At 73.1% G+C, this 16,670-nt stretch carries 15 protein-coding genes; 3 read left to right on the top strand and 12 right to left on the bottom strand.

Going from position 1 to position 16,670, the window contains the following annotated elements:
* Positions 1–40 precede the first annotated feature (40 nt).
* From ACILSK_RS23220 to ACILSK_RS23205, 4 genes are all read right to left on the bottom strand, one after another.
* Complete coding sequence (locus ACILSK_RS23220; RefSeq protein WP_395729563.1) at positions 41–745, bottom strand: fasciclin domain-containing protein; 705 nt, start codon at positions 743–745, stop codon at positions 41–43.
* A 57-nt stretch (positions 746–802) separates the two neighbouring features.
* Positions 803–2,422: a molybdopterin-dependent oxidoreductase gene (locus tag ACILSK_RS23215; protein ID WP_395729562.1), complete on the bottom strand. Its 1,620-nt coding sequence runs from the start codon at positions 2,420–2,422 to the stop codon at positions 803–805.
* Positions 2,423–2,621: 199 nt separating this feature from the next.
* Positions 2,622–3,137 (bottom strand): YceI family protein, encoded by a 516-nt coding sequence (locus ACILSK_RS23210; protein WP_395729561.1) that lies wholly within the window; start codon positions 3,135–3,137, stop codon positions 2,622–2,624.
* Positions 3,134–3,463 carry a hypothetical protein gene (locus tag ACILSK_RS23205; RefSeq protein ID WP_395729560.1) on the bottom strand — a complete coding sequence of 110 codons (330 nt, stop codon included), beginning with the start codon at positions 3,461–3,463 and terminating at the stop codon, positions 3,134–3,136. The genes ACILSK_RS23210 and ACILSK_RS23205 overlap by 4 nt, the downstream gene beginning before the upstream one ends.
* A gap of 171 nt (positions 3,464–3,634) precedes the next feature.
* Here ACILSK_RS23205 and ACILSK_RS23200 point away from each other — a divergent pair, with 171 nt between their 5' ends.
* A complete protein-coding gene (locus ACILSK_RS23200) occupies positions 3,635–6,424 on the top strand; it encodes an AAA family ATPase (protein ID WP_395729559.1) in 2,790 nt (929 codons plus the stop codon).
* Here ACILSK_RS23200 and ACILSK_RS23195 read toward each other — a convergent pair.
* Both ACILSK_RS23195 and ACILSK_RS23190 read right to left on the bottom strand, forming a co-directional pair.
* Entirely contained in the window at positions 6,338–6,793 is a 456-nt protein-coding gene (locus ACILSK_RS23195) for a hypothetical protein (protein ID WP_395729558.1), read from the bottom strand. The two genes, ACILSK_RS23200 and ACILSK_RS23195, sit on opposite strands and share 87 nt — an antisense overlap.
* A 25-nt stretch (positions 6,794–6,818) precedes the next feature.
* Positions 6,819–7,181, bottom strand: coding sequence for a peroxiredoxin (locus ACILSK_RS23190; protein WP_395729594.1), 363 nt, complete (start codon positions 7,179–7,181; stop codon positions 6,819–6,821).
* Between the two features lie 119 nt (positions 7,182–7,300).
* On the opposite strand from ACILSK_RS23190, the gene ACILSK_RS23185 reads away from it, so the two are divergent.
* Entirely contained in the window at positions 7,301–8,881 is a 1,581-nt protein-coding gene (locus ACILSK_RS23185; RefSeq protein ID WP_395729557.1) for an HD domain-containing phosphohydrolase, read from the top strand.
* A 151-nt stretch (positions 8,882–9,032) separates the two neighbouring features.
* Here ACILSK_RS23185 and ACILSK_RS23180 read toward each other — a convergent pair whose 3' ends face one another.
* The 6 genes from ACILSK_RS23180 to ACILSK_RS23155 form a co-directional block, all read right to left on the bottom strand.
* Positions 9,033–9,734 (bottom strand): FkbM family methyltransferase, encoded by a 702-nt coding sequence (locus ACILSK_RS23180; protein WP_395729593.1) that lies wholly within the window; start codon positions 9,732–9,734, stop codon positions 9,033–9,035.
* Between the two features lie 41 nt (positions 9,735–9,775).
* Positions 9,776–10,468 carry a RibD family protein gene (locus ACILSK_RS23175; RefSeq protein ID WP_395729556.1) on the bottom strand — a complete coding sequence of 231 codons (693 nt, stop codon included), beginning with the start codon at positions 10,466–10,468 and terminating at the stop codon, positions 9,776–9,778.
* The gene (locus tag ACILSK_RS23170) at positions 10,461–11,531 is read right to left on the bottom strand and encodes a YbhN family protein (protein WP_395729555.1); all 1,071 of its coding nucleotides are present in this window, start codon (positions 11,529–11,531) and stop codon (positions 10,461–10,463) included. The genes ACILSK_RS23175 and ACILSK_RS23170 overlap by 8 nt, the downstream gene beginning before the upstream one ends.
* Before the next feature lie 143 nt (positions 11,532–11,674).
* Positions 11,675–12,700, bottom strand: a complete 1,026-nt coding sequence (locus ACILSK_RS23165) for a glycosyltransferase family 4 protein (RefSeq protein WP_395729592.1) — start codon at positions 12,698–12,700, stop codon at positions 11,675–11,677.
* Positions 12,697–13,104 (bottom strand): 6-pyruvoyl trahydropterin synthase family protein, encoded by a 408-nt coding sequence (locus tag ACILSK_RS23160; protein WP_395729554.1) that lies wholly within the window; start codon positions 13,102–13,104, stop codon positions 12,697–12,699. Before ACILSK_RS23160 ends, ACILSK_RS23165 begins: the two co-directional genes overlap by 4 nt.
* 22 nt (positions 13,105–13,126) lie before the next feature.
* The gene (locus ACILSK_RS23155) at positions 13,127–14,098 is read right to left on the bottom strand and encodes a zinc-binding alcohol dehydrogenase (protein WP_395729553.1); all 972 of its coding nucleotides are present in this window, start codon (positions 14,096–14,098) and stop codon (positions 13,127–13,129) included.
* A 109-nt stretch (positions 14,099–14,207) separates the two neighbouring features.
* Here ACILSK_RS23155 and ACILSK_RS23150 point away from each other — a divergent pair, with 109 nt between their 5' ends.
* On the top strand, positions 14,208–16,565 hold the full coding sequence (locus ACILSK_RS23150) for a CDP-alcohol phosphatidyltransferase family protein (protein ID WP_395729552.1): 2,358 nt from the start codon (positions 14,208–14,210) through the stop codon (positions 16,563–16,565).
* Positions 16,566–16,670: the final 105 nt, after the last annotated feature.

Genomic DNA, 16,670 nt, shown 5'->3' with positions numbered 1-16,670 from the left:
CCGGCGGCATGCCGGCGACCCGCGCTGTCCCGTGACTCGATCAGCTGGCCGGCGGCATCAGCACCGAGTCGATCAGGTACACGGTGGCGTTCTTGGTCTTGACCCCGCCACAGATCACGCTGGCGTCGTTGACCTTCAGGGTGTCGCCGCTGCCGGTGACGGTCAGCGAGGCGCCGTTGACGGTCGGGTGGCTGCCGACGACCTGGCTCGGATCGAGCTGGCCGGCCACCACGTGGTAGGTCAGGATCCCGCTCAGCAACTCGGAATTGGTCTTCAGGGTGTCCATGGTGCTGGCGTCGATCTTGGCGAAGGCCGAGTCGACCGGGGCGAACACGGTGAACTCACCGCTGTTGAGGGTGTTCACCAGGTCGACCTGCGGGTTGACCTTGCCGGACACCGCAGCAACCAGGGTGGTCAGCAGCGGGTTGTTGGAGGCGGCCGTGGCCACCGGGTCCTGGGCCATCCCGTCGACCGAACCGGCGCCGGTGGGCACCTGCTTGGCGTAGTCGGCGCAACCGGGACCGACCAGGCCGGCACCCATCGCTTCGCCGGAGCTCATGGAGCCCGACGACGGGGCCATCGACGAGGACGGGGCCATCGAGGACGATGGGGCCATCGAGGAAGCCGCGGACGACGCGGCCGATGACGCGGAGGTGGCGGCGGGGGTGGCGGACGAGCCACAGGCGGCCAGGGTGACGGCCAGGCCGGCCGCGGCGACCAGGGACAGGGCGCGCTTGATCAACATTCGGATACTCCTTGGTAGATGCGATACACGATCGCGAGGGGAGGACAAAGCTGTACGTCAGGCGGTCACGGTGACCTGCCGGCTGTCGAAACCGGTTGATCCGTCGGGCATCACCCCCTGGACCTGATCGGTCTGCACCGTTCCGTCGGCGTCGATCGCCCGGCACCGGATGGTGTGCAGCCCCGGTTCGGTCGCCGGCCAGGCGAACGACCACTGACGCCAGATGTCGACGGTCAGTTCGCCGGACAGCGTCGCGTCCTGCCAGGGCCCGTCGTCGATCTGAACCTGCACCGCGCCAATGCCGCGGTGCTGGGCCCAGGCCACCCCGGCCACGGCCACCGTTCCGGGAGCCAACCGGGCGAACCCGGCGGGCACGTCGATCCGGGACGCGGTCTTGATGGGCGCTTGCGGCGACCAGCCTCGCTGCGTCCAGTAGGCGGTGACGTCGGCGAAGCGGGTGACCTCCAGGTCGACCACCCATTTGGTGGCCGACACGTAGCCGTAGAGACCGGGGACGACCATCCGCACCGGAAAGCCGTGTTCCACCGGCAGCGGTTCGCCGTTCATCGCGTACGCCAGCAGGGCGTCCCGACCGTCGGTGAGTGCGGCCAATGGAGTGGTCACGGTGAAGCCGTCGACACTGGTGGACAGCACGCAATCGAAACCGTCTTGGGGGCCGGCCATCTCGAGCAGATCGGCGAGCCGGACACCCTGCCACCGGGCGTTGCCGGCCAGCTTGCCACCGACCTCGTTCGACACGCAGGTCAGCGTGATCATCCGCTCGACGGACGTCATGGCCAGCAGGTCGTCGAAGCTCAGCGTGATCTCCCGGTCGACCGCACCATGAATGCGCAGCTGCCAGGAATCGGTGGTGAGAGCGGGGACTGCGTAGGCGGTATCGACCCGGTAGAAGTCGGCGTTGGGGGTGACGAAGGGGGTCAGCCCGGCAACCTGCAGTGCGGTGCCGTCGACATCGAGCCGCTGCTGATCGGCCGGCGCGGGCAGGGCGACTCGATTGCGGCTTTCGGCGACCTGCGCGGCGCTGGGGATCAACCGGGCCAGGCCGCCGGCTGCGGCCGCCACCAGCGCACCGCCGCCGAGCAGCCGCAAGAAACGTCGCCGGTCGGCGAGCCGCGTCGGAGCCGGGTCGGTCGCCACCTCCGATGGGGCCGAACGCAGTCCGGAACGAGCGATGAGGATCAGAAAGGTGACGCCCAGTGCGCCGCCGACGACGAGCGGAATCAGGTCGAGGGCGTCGGCGCCCGGCCGGGTCAGCGCGGCTGCTCCGGCGATCACCAGCAGCAGCACGGTCACCGCGACTGCGGCCCGCGGCCGGGACCGGTTGAGCAGCCCGACCACTAGTGCGACGATCAGCACGGTCAGCAGCATTCCGGCGGTGAGCGCGTCCTTGTCGTGTTCACCGAAGGTGCGGATGGCCAGTTCCTTCAGCCATTCCGGGGTGAACTGGATGAACGTCTGGCCCAGGGCGACGATCGGCGACGACGAGGCGCCGAGCACACCGGCCCACCGGCCGAGGGCGCTGAGCAGTTCGGCACCACCCAGGGCCAGGCCGACCGCGACCACGCCGACCGCCGCGGAGGCCAGCCGCCCGGCACGCCAGCCGCTTTCGACGGCTCCGCCGCCATCTGCCGCCGGGATCTGCTCTCTTGTGGTCACGCCGGAGGTTCGGACCGAAGCCGCCCCCGGATTGGTGCGGATTGATCTTCCCGCCGGAACCTGCGGTTGACCGGCGCTCCGCGGTGACCATCCGGGCATCGGTGCCGGCCCTGCCGGATCGGAACACGCGATGATCAGCGCGCCCGGACCACCTGCTCTCGCCCCCGGCCGGGGACCGGCACCGATGCGCCCGCCCGGCTCACCGGCGGAACTCCAGGCGCACGTCGAGGTCGATCCACCGGCCGACGATGAACGTCGGGACCTTCATGCCCAGGGCGGTCCGGTCCAGCCGGCCGGTGACGGTGACCGTCGCCGACGCGTCGTCCGCGGAATCGAGCGTGACGACCAGATCGACCGGTGCGGTGGCCCCGCGGGCCGTGACCGTGGCCGCCGCAGACCAGCCGCCGGCGTCGGGCGTCGCCCGGCGGGCCTCCACCACGATCGACGGATGCTCGTCGGCGGCCAGGAAACGCGGCTTGCGCAGGTCGCGGTCGCGGTGCGCGTTGCCGGTCTCGATGGCGGCGACGTCCAGTTCCACCCGGGCGGTCTCGACCGCCCCGGCCGGCCCGAGGCGAACCGTGCCGGACCGCACCGGGATCGTCCCGTTCGCGTGGCCGAACACCTTGTCCCGCACCCGGAACCCTGCTCGGGAGGTGTCCGGGACGGCCGTCCAGACCCCGGTCAGTCGTTCCGGCGCCAGCACACCGGCGCTCATCGCGCACCCGTTCCGTGCCGCACGTCCTGGACCAAGTAGCGCTCCACCCGGGTGGGCCCGGGCAGCAGGGCCGGGTCCTCGCCCGGCAGCAGTTCCGAGGTCATGATCAGCTCGATGGCCTTGTCCAGGGCATGCTCGGTCCGCGAGACGACCAGCACCGCCGACCCACCGTTGGGCTGGCTCAGCACGTACCGGGCGACCAGATCGTCCTGCAGGTCCGGATGGGCGTCGAGCAATGGGTCGATCCGCTCCCGGCCGGCCCGCTCGGACGCGGCGACGAGTTCCGGCGAGCGCGGTCCCTCGAACATGGTGAGTTGTGCGTACACGGTGACCTCCGGGCCGGTTGGGGACGATATGACCCGCTCACCGTGCCCGTCCGGCCGGCCCGCCGGCATCAGCGCGGGCACTGAACCGCCTACTGAATCGCACGCCGAACCGGACACCGATCGAGCGGTCGCCGCATGAACGTGCGATCCGGATCCGCGCATACTGGGCCGGTGGCGGCACTCTTCGGTCGATCGTCGGCGCTGGCCGAGCTGCATGATGCGCGGCGGGACGCCCTGGCCGGATCGGGCCGGCTGGTGCTGATCACCGGCGAGGCCGGCATCGGCAAGAGCACACTGGCCCAGCAGGCGATCCCGGAAGGACCGGGCGACCGCGTTCGGGTCGCCCGGGGCTTCGCGGTGGACGATCCCGGCGCGCCGGCCCTGTGGCCGTGGAAACGCGTCGGCCGGGACGTCCCGGAGATCGCCGCGGCCTTGGCCGCGGCGGCCGGCGCCGAACCGGGCGACGCGGCCCGGTTCCGGTTGTGCGAGGCGCTGGCCGACGCGGTGACGACCGCGGCCGCGGCCACCGGACTGATCGTCGTGCTCGACGACGTCCACTGGGCGGACGGCATCACCGTGGCCGTCCTGAAGCATCTCGCACTCGACCTCGACTCGACCCGGGCCCTGATCGTCGTCACCGCTCGGGAGACCCCCGGCACCCCGTTCGCGGCCGCCCACGCCGATCTGGCCCGCAATGCCTGCGCGGTGCCCGTTCCGCTGACCGGCCTGCCGGTCGACGCGGTGACGGAATGGCTGTCGGCCACCGACGGCACCGACGGTTGGGTGGCTCACCTGCCCGACATCGTTGCCCGCACCGACGGGAACCCGTTCTACATCCGAGCCCTGATCAGCCGGCCACCGCCCGGCGACGGACTGTCGGCCGCGGACGAGTGGCTGGCCGACCGGACCGGCCTCCGCGCCCTGCTGGTCGCCCCGATGACGGCCCTGGCCGAGGATGCCCGGACCACCGTCTCCACCGCCGCCGTGCTGGCCGAACGGTTGTCACCCGCCCTGCTGGCCGGTGCGCTGGATCGGCCGACCGCGCAGATCAGCGAGCACCTGGCTGCGGCCGTCCGGGCGGGCCTGCTGCACTTCGGCAGCACCGGGCTGGCGTTCCGCCACGCGATCGTCCGGGACGCGATCGCCGCCGAACTGGCTGACGACGAACGGGCCGCCGCGCACGCCGGCATCGCCTGGGCGATGGACGCGACCGGTGACGAATCCCTGGTCGGGCCCGCGGCCGCGCACTGGGACCGGGCGACCACCCCGGAGGCCGCAGCCTGCTGCCGGGACCGGGCCCGGCAGGCCGCGGCGATCGCCGCCCGGGACCTGGCGCACGACCGCGCGGTCGAATTCGCCCGGATGAGCCTGCGGCACAGCCGCGCACTCGGTGATCCCGAGCCGGCGCTGGCCGAGCAGACGCTGGCACTCGCCCGTTACGAGTGGGCGGCCGGATCGATGCGGAGTGCGCTGCAAACGTCCGCCGACGCCGTCGACCTCGCCGACGCGGGTGACCGGCCGGATGTGATGGGCGAGGCCGCCCTGGTCGCCCAGGGAATCGGCTCGCTCGACGTCTCACGCTTCACCGTCCGGCTCGCCAGGCGCGCCCTACGCCGCCTGGCCGAGGTGGACAGCGCCTTGCGCGCAAGGCTTCTCGGTGCGCTGGCGGTGGCGGCGGCCGACGAAGCGCAGGACACGCGGGCGGACGCACTGTCCGCGGACGCGCTGGCCATGGCCCGGAGGTCGGGTGATCCACGCGCCGAGCTGGAGGCGATTGCCGCCCGGCATTTCGTGGTGAGCTACCCGCAGGCCATCGACGAACGAACGGCCCTGGCCGGACGCGCCCTCGAGCTGGCCGATGCGGCGCCGATGGGGCGGCTGTGGGGCCTGCTGTGGTCGGCGGACATCGCCCTGCAGCGCGGGGATCTCGCTCGATGGGACGCGGTCACCGAGGACATCGAGCGGCTGGCCGAGCGAACCGGATCGCCGGTGGCCCGCTGGCACGTTCTGCGGATGCGAGCGCTTCGGCTGGCCCAGTCCGGGGACTTCGCGGGCGCCCACGAACAGGCCGCCGCCGGCCGCCGGATCGCTGTCCGTGTCGGCGACACCTCCATGGTGGGAATGTATTTCGCCTTCGCGGTGCAGGTCGGCCTGCTCCGCGGGACGGCTGGAACCGTGGCGCCGGCCGCCCTGGCGATGATGGAGCGGGCGCCCACCCTGCCGCTCATCACCATCAGCCAGGCGCACCTGCGGCTCGTGCTGGGGCAGCGGTCGGCGGCCGAGTCGACCGTCGCCGCGTTGCGCGATCTGCCGGAGCGGATGCCGCTGGGTCCGCGGTGGTCCGGATCCATCGGCAGCCTCGGCCGGGTCGCGGTCGATCTGGACGACCGCGACCTGGCCGGGCGATGCTACCGGGCCCTGCTGCCGACCGCGCCGTGGTGCGGCGCCGATGGGGGCGGCACACCGTTCTCCACCGGATCCAACGAGAGCCTGCTCGGCGACCTGGCTCGTTGCGCGGGGGACCACGAGGCCGCCATCGGACACTTCCGGCGGGCGGTCGAGGTCGACATTCGGTTGGGCGCCCGTCCATCCGTCGCGCACGGCCGGCTCGGCTGGGCGCTGAGCCTGACCGACCTGGACCGGACCCCAAACCTGGCCCGCGAGTTGGCCGACCAGGCGCTGACCGAATTCCGCGCGCTCGACATGCCCGGCCCGCTGCGGGAGGCGCAGGGTTTGGCGGACCGGCTGGGCCCACCGCCTTCCGCCGACCCGGTGCTGACCGGCCGGGAAACCGAGGTCGCCGCCCTGGTGGCACAGGGACTGAGCAACAAGGACATCGCCGGCCGGCTGTTCCTGTCGGTGCGCACCGTCGAATCACATGTGCGCAGCGCCCTGGCCAAGCTGCAGTTGACCACCCGGACCGAACTCGCCGTCTGGGTCCACCGGCACGCCCGGACCTGACTCCGGCCGGTAGCCGGAACACAGGATCCGGATCCAGTCGATCCGCCCACCGTCGAAGTTGAAGTACGCCTGTTGTTCCACGACATGGTCAAGACCGCCCCGGCCAACAGCCAGCCGGTAGGACACCCGCTCCCGGTCCGCGACCTGCCCGCAGGTCACCGACCGCAACTCGGTGATCACGTCACCGGGGCCGAACCAGACCCCGAAGATGATGTCGTCGACCACCTCGCGAGGCATCGTCGCCCGCCAGTGCCGGCCGGGGGTCAGGGCCTCGAAGTCGATCGGGTCGGTCAGCAGATCCAGCAACCCGTTGCGGTCCTTGGCCGCCAGGGCGCGGGCGAACGATTCGCCCACCGCCGTCGTCGTCATCACCGCATCGCCCTTCGTCCGGACATCAGTAACTGAAGGTGACGGCGGCGTCGTCACCGATCCACTGCCACATCGGCACCGTCCCGCCGAGCGAGGCCCCGGCGACCAGCGAGTCGGCCGCCAGTCCCTTGGCGTCGAAGCAGATCGGGCACACCAGGTAGGTGCCGCCGGCGGCCACGAACCGGGCGGTCAACTCGGGTAGCGGCGGGCACCCCGCGCAGGCCACGCCCGTCGCCACCGAGCCCGTGGCCAGCCGCACCGCCTCCTTGGTGAGGAACATCAGGGTGCTGCGCCCCTTCTCCGCCGCTCCGACGGCGACCAGGAACGCGACCGTCACCCTCTCCGGGTCCTCCAGGCCGGTACACAGGCTGATCACTGCCTTGCCCATCGTCGCCACCGCCTTCCGCTCGCTTGCCCGGCTCTGTCCGGCCTCGATCATCCGGCGGACGGCGCCTGCCGGTCATGAGGCATCCGCCCCATTTGTCGGTTGCCGCGGACGGTGGCAGCGTGGACACCGTGCCCGCCCATCAGCCGCCACCGACGCCGGCCCGGCCCCGCCGCGCCGAACTGGTGGCCGCCCTGTCCCTGGGTCTGGACCTCGGCCTGGGACAACCGATGGATCACATGCTGCGCGCCGCAGTGATCGCCACCCGGCTCGCCGATCGGGTCGGGTTGGACGCCGATCGGCGGGGCGTCGTCTTCTACACACAATTGCTGTCCTGGATCGGCTGCCAGGCCGATTCACCCGAGCTGACGGCGCTGTTCGTCGACGAGATCGCCTTTCGAGCCGGCACCTTCCCGGTGGACCTGCAGGGCCTGGATCGGGCCCGCTACTTCCTCGGACAGGCCGGCCACGGCCGCCCGCCGGCCGCCGCCGGGTGGGCGGTGGCCCGGATGCTGGCCACCGGCCCGCGAGCGATGCAACAGTTGATCGACTCGCACTACGCGTCGGCCGGGGCGCTCGCGGATCGGCTCGGGATGGGCGTCCGGGTGCGGGACGCGATTCATCACACGTTCGAGCGGTGGGACGGCACCGGGCTACCCCGCGGGGTCGGCGGCGAGGCCATTCCCATCGAGATGCGGGTCGTGCACGTCGCCGATGTCACCGAGGTCCACCTTCGCGAGCACGGCCCGGCCGCCGCGGTCGAGATGGCGCGGCGACGTCGAGGCACCCAGTTCGATCCGCTGGTCGTGGATGCGCTGTGTTTCGCGTCCCGGGACGTCCTCGACGGGCTGGCGGAGGTGGACGCGTGGCCCGTCGCACTGGGCCAGGCGCCCGATCCCGATCGGCCGCTGTCCGACGCCGAACTGGACGACCTGCTGACCGCAATGGGTGACTTCATCGACCTGAAATCACCGTTCCGACAGGGTCATTCGCGCCGGGTCGCCGCCTTGGCGGGCCAGGCCGGCGCGCTGTCCGGGCTCACCGATGGCCAGCAGATCGCGGTGCGCCGCGCGGGTTGGATCCACGATCTGGGCCGGCTGGGCGTGCCGAATGCGATCTGGGACAAGGCAAGCCGGCTGTCGTCCACCGAACGGGAGCGGCTGCGGCTCTACCCGTACTTCACCCAGCGCATGTTCGGCCGGGTGCCCGGGCTGGCCGAGGTGGCTGCGATCGCCGGATCCCACCGGGAGCGCCTGGACGGCTCCGGATTTCCCAAGGGGGTCGACGCCACCTTCCTGACCATGCCGGCCCGGTTGCTGGCGGCGGCCGACCGGCTGGCCGCGCTGACCGAACCTCGGGCGCACCGCGTCGCCCTCGACCTGCCCGACGCGGTCCGGGTGCTGGACCGCGACAGGGCCGCCGGGCTGCTCGACGCGGCGGCGGTGGCGGCGGTCGCAGCCGCGGCCGGGGATCGACCGCACCGCCGGGCCCGGGCGGCCGGGTTGACGGCCCGCGAGGAGGAGGTGCTGTCCCTCGCCGCGATCGGCCGGACCACCCGGCAGATCGCCGTGGACCTTTTCATCAGCGAGAAGACCGTCCGCAACCACCTGGAGCACGTCTACACCAAGACCGGGGTCTCGAACCGGGCCGGCGCCAGCCTGTTCGCGGTGCAGCACGGCATCGTCCGGCCGGGCGGGCCATGACCCCGGCGGACCCGGTGGCCACGCCGATCACCGCGTCATCGGGTCCGGCACGCCGGACGCGAGGGGCTGACGGGGCTTCGTCCGGCACTGCCGTCCGGAGATTCTGGGCACGCGGGTGGGCAATCCGGACGCCACGCAGCACGTCGGCGCCCTATGTGCCGAGCCGGGCGTAGACGTCGCCGGAGCGACCCCATGGCCGGTACCGGTCCAGCAGCCGGATCAGCCCGGCGGCGTCCAACCAGTCGGTCCCCGCCCACCGCATGGTCTCGATGGGCGAGTAGTTGTACCGGTAGTTCCCCAGGGCCGCGACGAGATCCAGTGCCGCCAAGGCGTCCTCGTGCGCCGCGGGCAGGTACTCGAACGAGAGGGCGCGCACCGGCCGGGACAGGCCGGACAGCACGCCGACCTCGAAGCCCTCGACGTCGATCTTGACGAAGGCCGGCTCGCCGTGCGTAGCGATCAGTTCGTCCAGGGTGGTCACCGGGACCTCGATGGACCGGTCCCACCGCACCCGGGCGAACCGGTGATCGCGGCTGACCTCATCGATCCAGGCCGGCGCCATCGTCGAAACGGTCGGGGTCGCGGACGACACCGCGAGCCGGGCCCGGCCGGCCCGCGCGCCGACGGCGGTCGGCACGATCCGCACCGCGGGATTGCGCCCGTAGAGCAGCCGGAGCACCCGCAGGCAATCCGGCTGCGGCTCCACCGCGACCACCCGGGCACCGATCCGTCGCCACGCGCGGACCCGGCTACCGACGTGCGCGCCGACGTCGAACGCCAGCTCACCCCGACCCAGGAACTGCCGGTAGAAGGCGGCCATCCGGGCGTGCCGGCCCGGTATCGCGTGGTACATGGCCAGCGACCGGCCGATCCCCCACACCCGCGCGGCGGCCGTCACGAGGTGCCGAACCGGGGTGAGAGGGCGTACCGCAGCAGCACGACGTCGCCCAACTGCCGAACCTCGGCCAGCCTGGCCCGGTGCTCCGGGTTGAACGGAAATCGTCCGTCGTCGACGAACCGGCGGGCCCGGTGGTCGCCGACGAAGAACGGGGCGATCACCAGATTCAGCTCGTCGGCGAGATCGGCGGTGAGGAATTGGGTGTGCACGGTGCCGCCGCCCTCCACCATGAGACGGCGGACGCCGCGGTGGAACAGGTCGTGCGCCATCCACGCCAGGTCGACCGGCTGCCCGCCATCGACGACCGTGGCCCGCTCGCCGAGCACCGCGCGGGCCGATCCGACCGCCGAGCTGGCACAGTAGACCAACCTTTCGGCATCGCCGTCGGTGAAGAACTTCGCTGCCGGGTCCAGCTCGGCGCGGCCGGTGATGGTGACCTTCGCCGGCGAGGGGGCCAGCCCCCGGGACACCCGGGCATCCCGCCGCGCCGGGGTCCGGACCAGCAGTCGCGGGTTGTCCTTCCGGACGGTGGCCGCGCCGACCAGGATCGCGTCGCAGCCGGCCCGCACCTCGTCGACCCGGTCGAAGTCGACGTCGTTGGACAGCAGCAACCGCCGTCGGGTGGCGCCGGCCAGATAGCCGTCCAGCGACATGCAGCACGACAGCAGCGTGTACGGGCGATCAGCCAACCGGCCGCACCTCCCCGGCGACGGGCCGGCCGAGTGGGCGGGCCAGCAACACGACGATCCCGGGCAGGGTGGCCACCAGCGCCAGCACCCCGAACGCCGTGGCCGCCGCAACCCCCGGAGCGGCACCCCACCCGGCCGCGGCGAACAGCCCGGCGGCCACGCCCTCGCGGGGGCCCCACCCGCCGACGTTCAGCGGCAGCAGCATCGCCGCGAGCACCAGCATGGCGACCGGGAACAACTGACCGGGCGACGCGGTGACGCCGGCGCTCCGGGCCGCGATCACGAAGGTGAGCGCGTGCCCCAGCGCGACCACCACCGAGGCGGCCAACACCTGCGGCCACGCGGCGCGAGCCAACAGGGCCGACCGGACCTCGGCGACGGCGAGGGCCGCCCACCGGGTGCGGCGCACGGTCAGCGCGAACCCGGCGAGCACCGCGATGGCAACGATGAGCAGGCCGGACCACCACGAGGGCAACCCCCAGGGCATGGGCAGCAAGACCAGGAGCAGGGCCGTCAGGGCCAGGTGCACGACCGGCCCGGCCGCCCGCTCCCACGCCACCGACCGCATGCCCCGCCCCGGTTCGCCGGAGGCCCGGCCGTGCCGAACCGCCCGCTGCACATCACCAAGTACCCCGCCCGGCAGCGTCGAGTTCAGGAACTGTGACCCGTAATAGGCGGCGACCGCCGTCCGCAGCGGCAGGCCGACGCCCAGCCGGGCGGCGACCACCCGCCAGCGCCAGGCGCTGCAGACGGTGGTGACCGCGCCGATCGCCAGCGCGGCGAGCACGGTCGGCACGTTCACCGCGGCCAGGCCGGCCAGGAACGGCCCGGCGCCCAGTCGCCAGATCAGCACGATGAGCACCAGCGCACCGGCCAGCAAGCGGATTCGGGGCCACCAGCGGGCGACAGCTCGGCGGGTGGGGCTCGGCCGGTCCGGCTGGGTCCGGGTGATCCCGGGTCGCGCCACGGCGGGGCTCTGGGCGCACTCCCGGTTCAGCGGTGCAATCCCCGGCGGCACCGCCCCGACCGGCCCGGCCCCGGTGAACCGCGGTTGCGCATCCACGGGGGCCTCTGCGCAACCCGGGTTCAGCGGTGCAATCCCCGACGGCACCGCCCCGACCGGCCCGGGCCCGGTGAACCGCGGTTGCGCATCCACGGGGCCTGCGCAACCCGGGTTCAGCGGACCGGGGCCCGGCGGTGCCATGGTCATCGGGCACCGGCCAGTGCGTCGGCGAGCAGGCCCGCCGTGGTCGACCAGCGGGCCAGGGTGCTGCGACGGGCCGCCGCGGCGCGGCGCCAGTCGGCGCGGCGGCCCGGATCGGTGAGCCAACCGCGTACGGCGCCGGCCAGCGCGTCGACGTCATCCGGTGGGAGCAGGCAACCCGGCCGGTGGCCGGACGCGTCCCGGCCCAGCGCGCCCGGAATGCCACCGACGTCGGTGGCGACCACCGGGATGGCCCGCGCCAGCGCCTCGGTGATCACCATGCCGTAGGTCTCGGCCCGGGACGGGTGAACCAGCAGATCGGCCGACGCGTAAGCCCGATGCAGCTCCGGACCGGCGAGTGGACCGACGAACCGGACCCGCTCGCCGAGCCCGCCGGCCTGCACGCGCAGCCGGGCGGCGAACGCCGGATCGGCAGCGGCGGACCCGGCCAGGGTGCACGTCCAGTCCAGGTCGGCCAGCCGGTGCAGCGCCGCGATGAGCATGTCCTGCCCCTTGTGCGGCGCCAGGACGGCCACCGCCAGCAGCCGGCCGCCGGTGGACGAGCCGGCGACCGGGTCGGCCGGGTCCACCCCGGGTTCGGCCACCGTCACCCGGCCCGGATCGAGGCCGCCGGCGCACAGCCGGGCGCCGACCCACCGGCTGCTGGTGACCACACCGGCGCACCGGCGCAGCAGCTCCTGCTCGCCGTCGGTGTCCAGCGGCATGTGCAGGAGAACAAGGACCCGCAGGCGGTCGGCCACCGGCAGCACGACCCCGGCGGCGGCGGACGCGATCAACCCGTCGATCAGCACCGGCGATCCGTCCGGCAGCCCGCGCAGCAGCCGATCCAACCCCGCCAGGTCGGACGGGGACGGCTGCGGCCACGCACCGGGGACCGGCCGCTCGCAGACCGCCCAGCCCCGGCCGGCCAGCGCATCGAGGACCCGCCGGTCGTACCGGTTGCCTCCGCTGGGCCGGGTGGGGTCGTCGATACCCGCCGGCACGACGGCGTGCACCGCCCGGCTCAACCCGTCCACAGCGCCCGCTCGTAGCCGGCCCAGGCGACGTGGGACTCGTGCAGGGTGACGGTCAGCCGGGTCAGATTGCGGCCGGACGGGCCGAAGGCGCCGCGGTGGATCCGGGCGGCCAGCCGGTCGGCGATGGCCCGGGCCAGCGCCTCGGTGGTGGTGTTCCGCCCGGTGAAGGCCGGATCGTCGTCCAGGTTGCGGTAGCGGAAGTCGTCCACGATGCCGTGCAACTCGTCGGTCGCCAGGCCGATGTCGACGACGATGCCGTCGTCGTCGAGGGTGGGGCCGGCGAAGGACGCATCGACCACGAACGTCGCGCCGTGCAGCCGCTGCGCCGGACCGAAGACGTCGCCGCGCAGGCTGTGCGCGATCATCATGTGGTCGCGGACGGTCACCGTGAACATCGTGGTCGCTCCCTCTTCGAGTTCAGTCGTAGGTGATGATGTGACAGATCGCCGGCTGCGCGCCGGAGGCGAGCGCGGGCAGCAGCCGCGGGAGCTCGGCGAAGGTCGATTCCCCGGACAGCAGCGCGTCGAACCGGTCGTCGCGAAGCAGCTCCAACGCCAGGGCGAGCCGGTCGCCCATGCTGCGATGGCCGCGACGGGCGGGTGCGACGGCGCCGACCTGGCTGGCCCGGACGGCCAGCCGACCCGAGTGGAACGCCTCGCCGAGCGGCACCGACACGGCCCGATCCCCGTACCAGGACAGCTCGATCACCTCGCCCTCCGGGCGCAGCAACCGCAGGGCGAGCGCCAGTCCGTCGGAGGTGGCGCTGGCGTGGAACACCAAGTCCTGTCCGTCCGGGGCGTCGGCGGGCCGGGCGAACCCGACCCCCAGGCAGTGGGCCACGGCGGCCCGGGACTCGTCGACGTCGACCAGGGTCACCCGGGCGCCGGGCAGGCCGGCCAGCACCCCGGCCACGCTGCAGCCGACCATTCCGGCGCCGACCACGCAGATCCGGTCGCCGACCAGCGGCCGCGCGTCCCAGCACGCGTTGATTGCGGTCTCCACGGTGCCGGCCAGCACCGCCCGGGCCGGCGGCACCCCGTCCGGCACCACCGTCACCGCCGAGGCAGGCACGACGTAGTCGGTCTGGTGCGGGTACAGGCAGAACACGGTCCGGCCGCGGAGCTCGGCGCGGCCGGTCTGCACGACCCCGACGTTGAGGTAGCCGTACTTCACCGGACCGGGGAGGTCACCCTCCTGGAACGGCGCGCGCATCCGGTCGTGTTGGCTGACCGGTACCCGACCGGTGAACACCAGGGTCTCGGTGCCGCGGCTGATCCCGCTGTGCCCGGTGCGGACCAGCACCTCGTCCGGCCCAGGTTCGGGCAGCGTCACCGGCCGGATCTCGCCGACACCGGGCTCGCGCACCCAGAAGGCCGCCGCCTGGACCATGGCTCGCCTCCCCTTCTACGAACCGAACCGGGCCGGTGGACGTATCTGGTCACGGTAGGGCGAATCGGCCCGGCCCGTGGGTAGATCTGGGAATAGATACGGAGATCGGATGCGAACGGTTCGCCGGCTCCCGGTACGCACGCTGGTCCTGCAGACGGGGACGGGATTGGTGGGCGGGCTGGCGCTGCTGACGGTGCTGGCCACCACGGTCGGCCTCGGCGCGGCCGGCTGGGCGATCGGCGTCGCGTACCTGCTGGCGTTGGCCGCGACGCTGACCCGCGCGGTGGGCCGGTCCGGGCGGACGCGGTTGGGCCCGGCGGACGCGGTGACCCTGACCCGGGCGGTGCTGGTCGGCGGGCTGACCGCGCTGGTCGCCGACTCGTTCGCCGAACCGGCGGCCGCTCCGGTGCCGGTGATGGTCGCGCTCGCATCGATGGCGTTGGCCCTGGACGCGGTCGACGGCAAGGTCGCCCGCCGGACCGGCACCGTCACCGATGTCGGCGCGCGGTTCGACATGGAGGTGGACGCCTTCCTGGTCCTGGTGCTGGCCCTGTACGACGTCCGGCTGCTCGGAACCTGGGTGCTGCTCATCGGACTGGCCCGCTACCTGCTGGTGGCGGCGGGGTGGGTGCGGCCGTGGCTGACCGGGCCGACGCCGCCCCGGTTCTGGGCCAAAGTGGTGGCCGCGATCCAGGGGATCGTGCTCACCGTGGCGATGGCCGACCTGCTGCCGCGCCCGGTGGCCGCGGCCCTGGCCCTCGTCGCGCTGGCGATGTTGGCCGAGTCGTTCGGCCGGCAGGTCTGGTGGCTGTACCGGAACGCCCGGCCCGCCGCCGCACCCCGGGAACGGTCGCGTCCCCGCCGCGTACTGGCCGCGGTCACCACCGTGCTGGCCGTCGCCTTCGTGTGGTTTGCCCTGCTCGGGCCCGGCGACGCGGCCGGTCTCGGTCCGACCGATTTTTTGCGCATCCCGCTGGAGGCGCTCGTCGTGCTCGGCCTGGTACTGCTGTTGCCACCCCGATGGGCGCGACCGGTGGCGCTGGTGGTCGGCGGGGTGCTGGGCATGCTCACCGTGATCCGGTTGCTCGACCTCGGCTTCCGCGCGACGCTGGGCCGGCCGTTCAATCCGGTCGCCGATTGGGCGTACACCGCGTCTTTCATCGAACTGCTCGGCGGGTCGCTGGGCCGGGTGGCCGCGACGGCGGTCGGGATCGTCCTGGCGATGGCGATCGTCGGGTTGCTGATCGCCCTCCCGCTGGCCGTCCGCCGGCTGACCCGGTTGGCCGGCCGGGACCGGATGGTCACCTACCGGTTCGTCGGTGCGTTCGCCGCGATCTGGCTGGTCGCGGCGACCACCGATCTGCAGGTCGCTCCCGGCACGTCACTGGCCGCGGCCGACGCCGCCGACCTGGCCTACCGCGAGGTCGGCACCTTCCGGGCGAACCTGGCCGACCGGGCGGAGTTCCAGAGCGAGCTCGCGGCGCCGGTGCCGGTGGCGAACACCGGGCGCACCCCGCTCGCCGGGCTGGCGGGCAAGGACGTGCTGATCGTCTTCGTGGAGAGCTACGGGCGGGTCGCCGTCGAGGATCCGCAGATCGCGCCGGGGGTGACGGAGGTGCTCGACGACGGGAGTGCCCGGCTGGCGGCGGCCGGCTTCACCGCGCGGAGCGCGTTCCTCACCTCACCGACGTTCGGCGGGATCAGCTGGCTGGCGCACTCGACGCTGGAGTCGGGGCTGTGGGTGGACAGCCAGCAACGGTACGACCAGCTGACGAACACGGGCCGGCCGACGCTCGTCTCGATGTTCGGCGCGGCGGGCTGGCGGACCGTGCTCGACGTGCCGGCGAACCGGCACGACTGGCCCGAGGCGACCACCTTCTACCGCGCTGACCAGGTGTACGACTCGCGCAATGTCGGTTACGCCGGGCCGGGTTTCGGCTTCGCGACGATCCCGGATCAGTACACCCTGGGGTTCATCCAGCGGGCCGAGCTGGCCCCGGCGAACCGCCCGCCGGTGTTCGCCGAGATCGACCTGCAGACCAGCCACACCCCGTGGGTGCCGCTCCCGTCGATGGTGGACTGGTCCGCGGTCGGCGACGGCACCGTGTTCGCCGGCCAGCCCGAGCAGGCGCCGGCCGTCGACGACGTGTGGGCCGACCCGTCTTCGGTGCGCGTCGCGTACGGGAAAACCATCGAATACAGCCTGTCCGCACTGATCTCGTTCATGTTGACCTACGGCGGGGACAACCTGGTGCTGGTCGCCCTCGGTGATCACCAGCCCGCGTCGATCGTCAGCGGCGACGGGGCGGGCCACGACGTCCCGGTGACGATCGTCAGCCGCGACCCGGCCGTGGCCGCGGCGACCGCCGGCTGGGCCTGGCAATCCGGCCTGCGTCCCTCGCCGGAGGCTCCGGTGTGGCGGATGGACGCGTTCCACCACCGATTCCTGGACGCGTTCGCCGGGTGACCCGTCGCCGACCGGCCGGGCGGGTGCGGGATCCCGGCGCCCCGATCCGACGGCTGGAACGGACGGCTGGATATGCCCGCTGAGCGGGCAATGTCGGCCACCCGG

The organism is Nakamurella sp., from assembly GCF_044224575.1.
In the GTDB taxonomy this organism is placed as follows: domain Bacteria; phylum Actinomycetota; class Actinomycetes; order Mycobacteriales; family Nakamurellaceae; genus Nakamurella.
Note: the sequence above shows the minus strand (reverse complement) of the source record. Positions and strands in the feature narration are given on the sequence as shown.

Coding starts and splice junctions, on each gene's coding strand:
- ACILSK_RS23220 (WP_395729563.1), bottom strand. CDS start 745: ATGTTGATCAAGCGCGCCCTGTCCCTGGTCGCCGCGGCCGGCCTGGCC.
- ACILSK_RS23210 (WP_395729561.1), bottom strand. CDS start 3,137: ATGAGCGCCGGTGTGCTGGCGCCGGAACGACTGACCGGGGTCTGGACG.
- ACILSK_RS23195 (WP_395729558.1), bottom strand. CDS start 6,793: ATGACGACGACGGCGGTGGGCGAATCGTTCGCCCGCGCCCTGGCGGCC.
- ACILSK_RS23190 (WP_395729594.1), bottom strand. CDS start 7,181: ATGGGCAAGGCAGTGATCAGCCTGTGTACCGGCCTGGAGGACCCGGAG.
- ACILSK_RS23180 (WP_395729593.1), bottom strand. CDS start 9,734: ATGTACCACGCGATACCGGGCCGGCACGCCCGGATGGCCGCCTTCTAC.
- ACILSK_RS23160 (WP_395729554.1), bottom strand. CDS start 13,104: ATGTTCACGGTGACCGTCCGCGACCACATGATGATCGCGCACAGCCTG.
- ACILSK_RS23155 (WP_395729553.1), bottom strand. CDS start 14,098: ATGGTCCAGGCGGCGGCCTTCTGGGTGCGCGAGCCCGGTGTCGGCGAG.
- ACILSK_RS23150 (WP_395729552.1), top strand. CDS start 14,208: ATGCGAACGGTTCGCCGGCTCCCGGTACGCACGCTGGTCCTGCAGACG.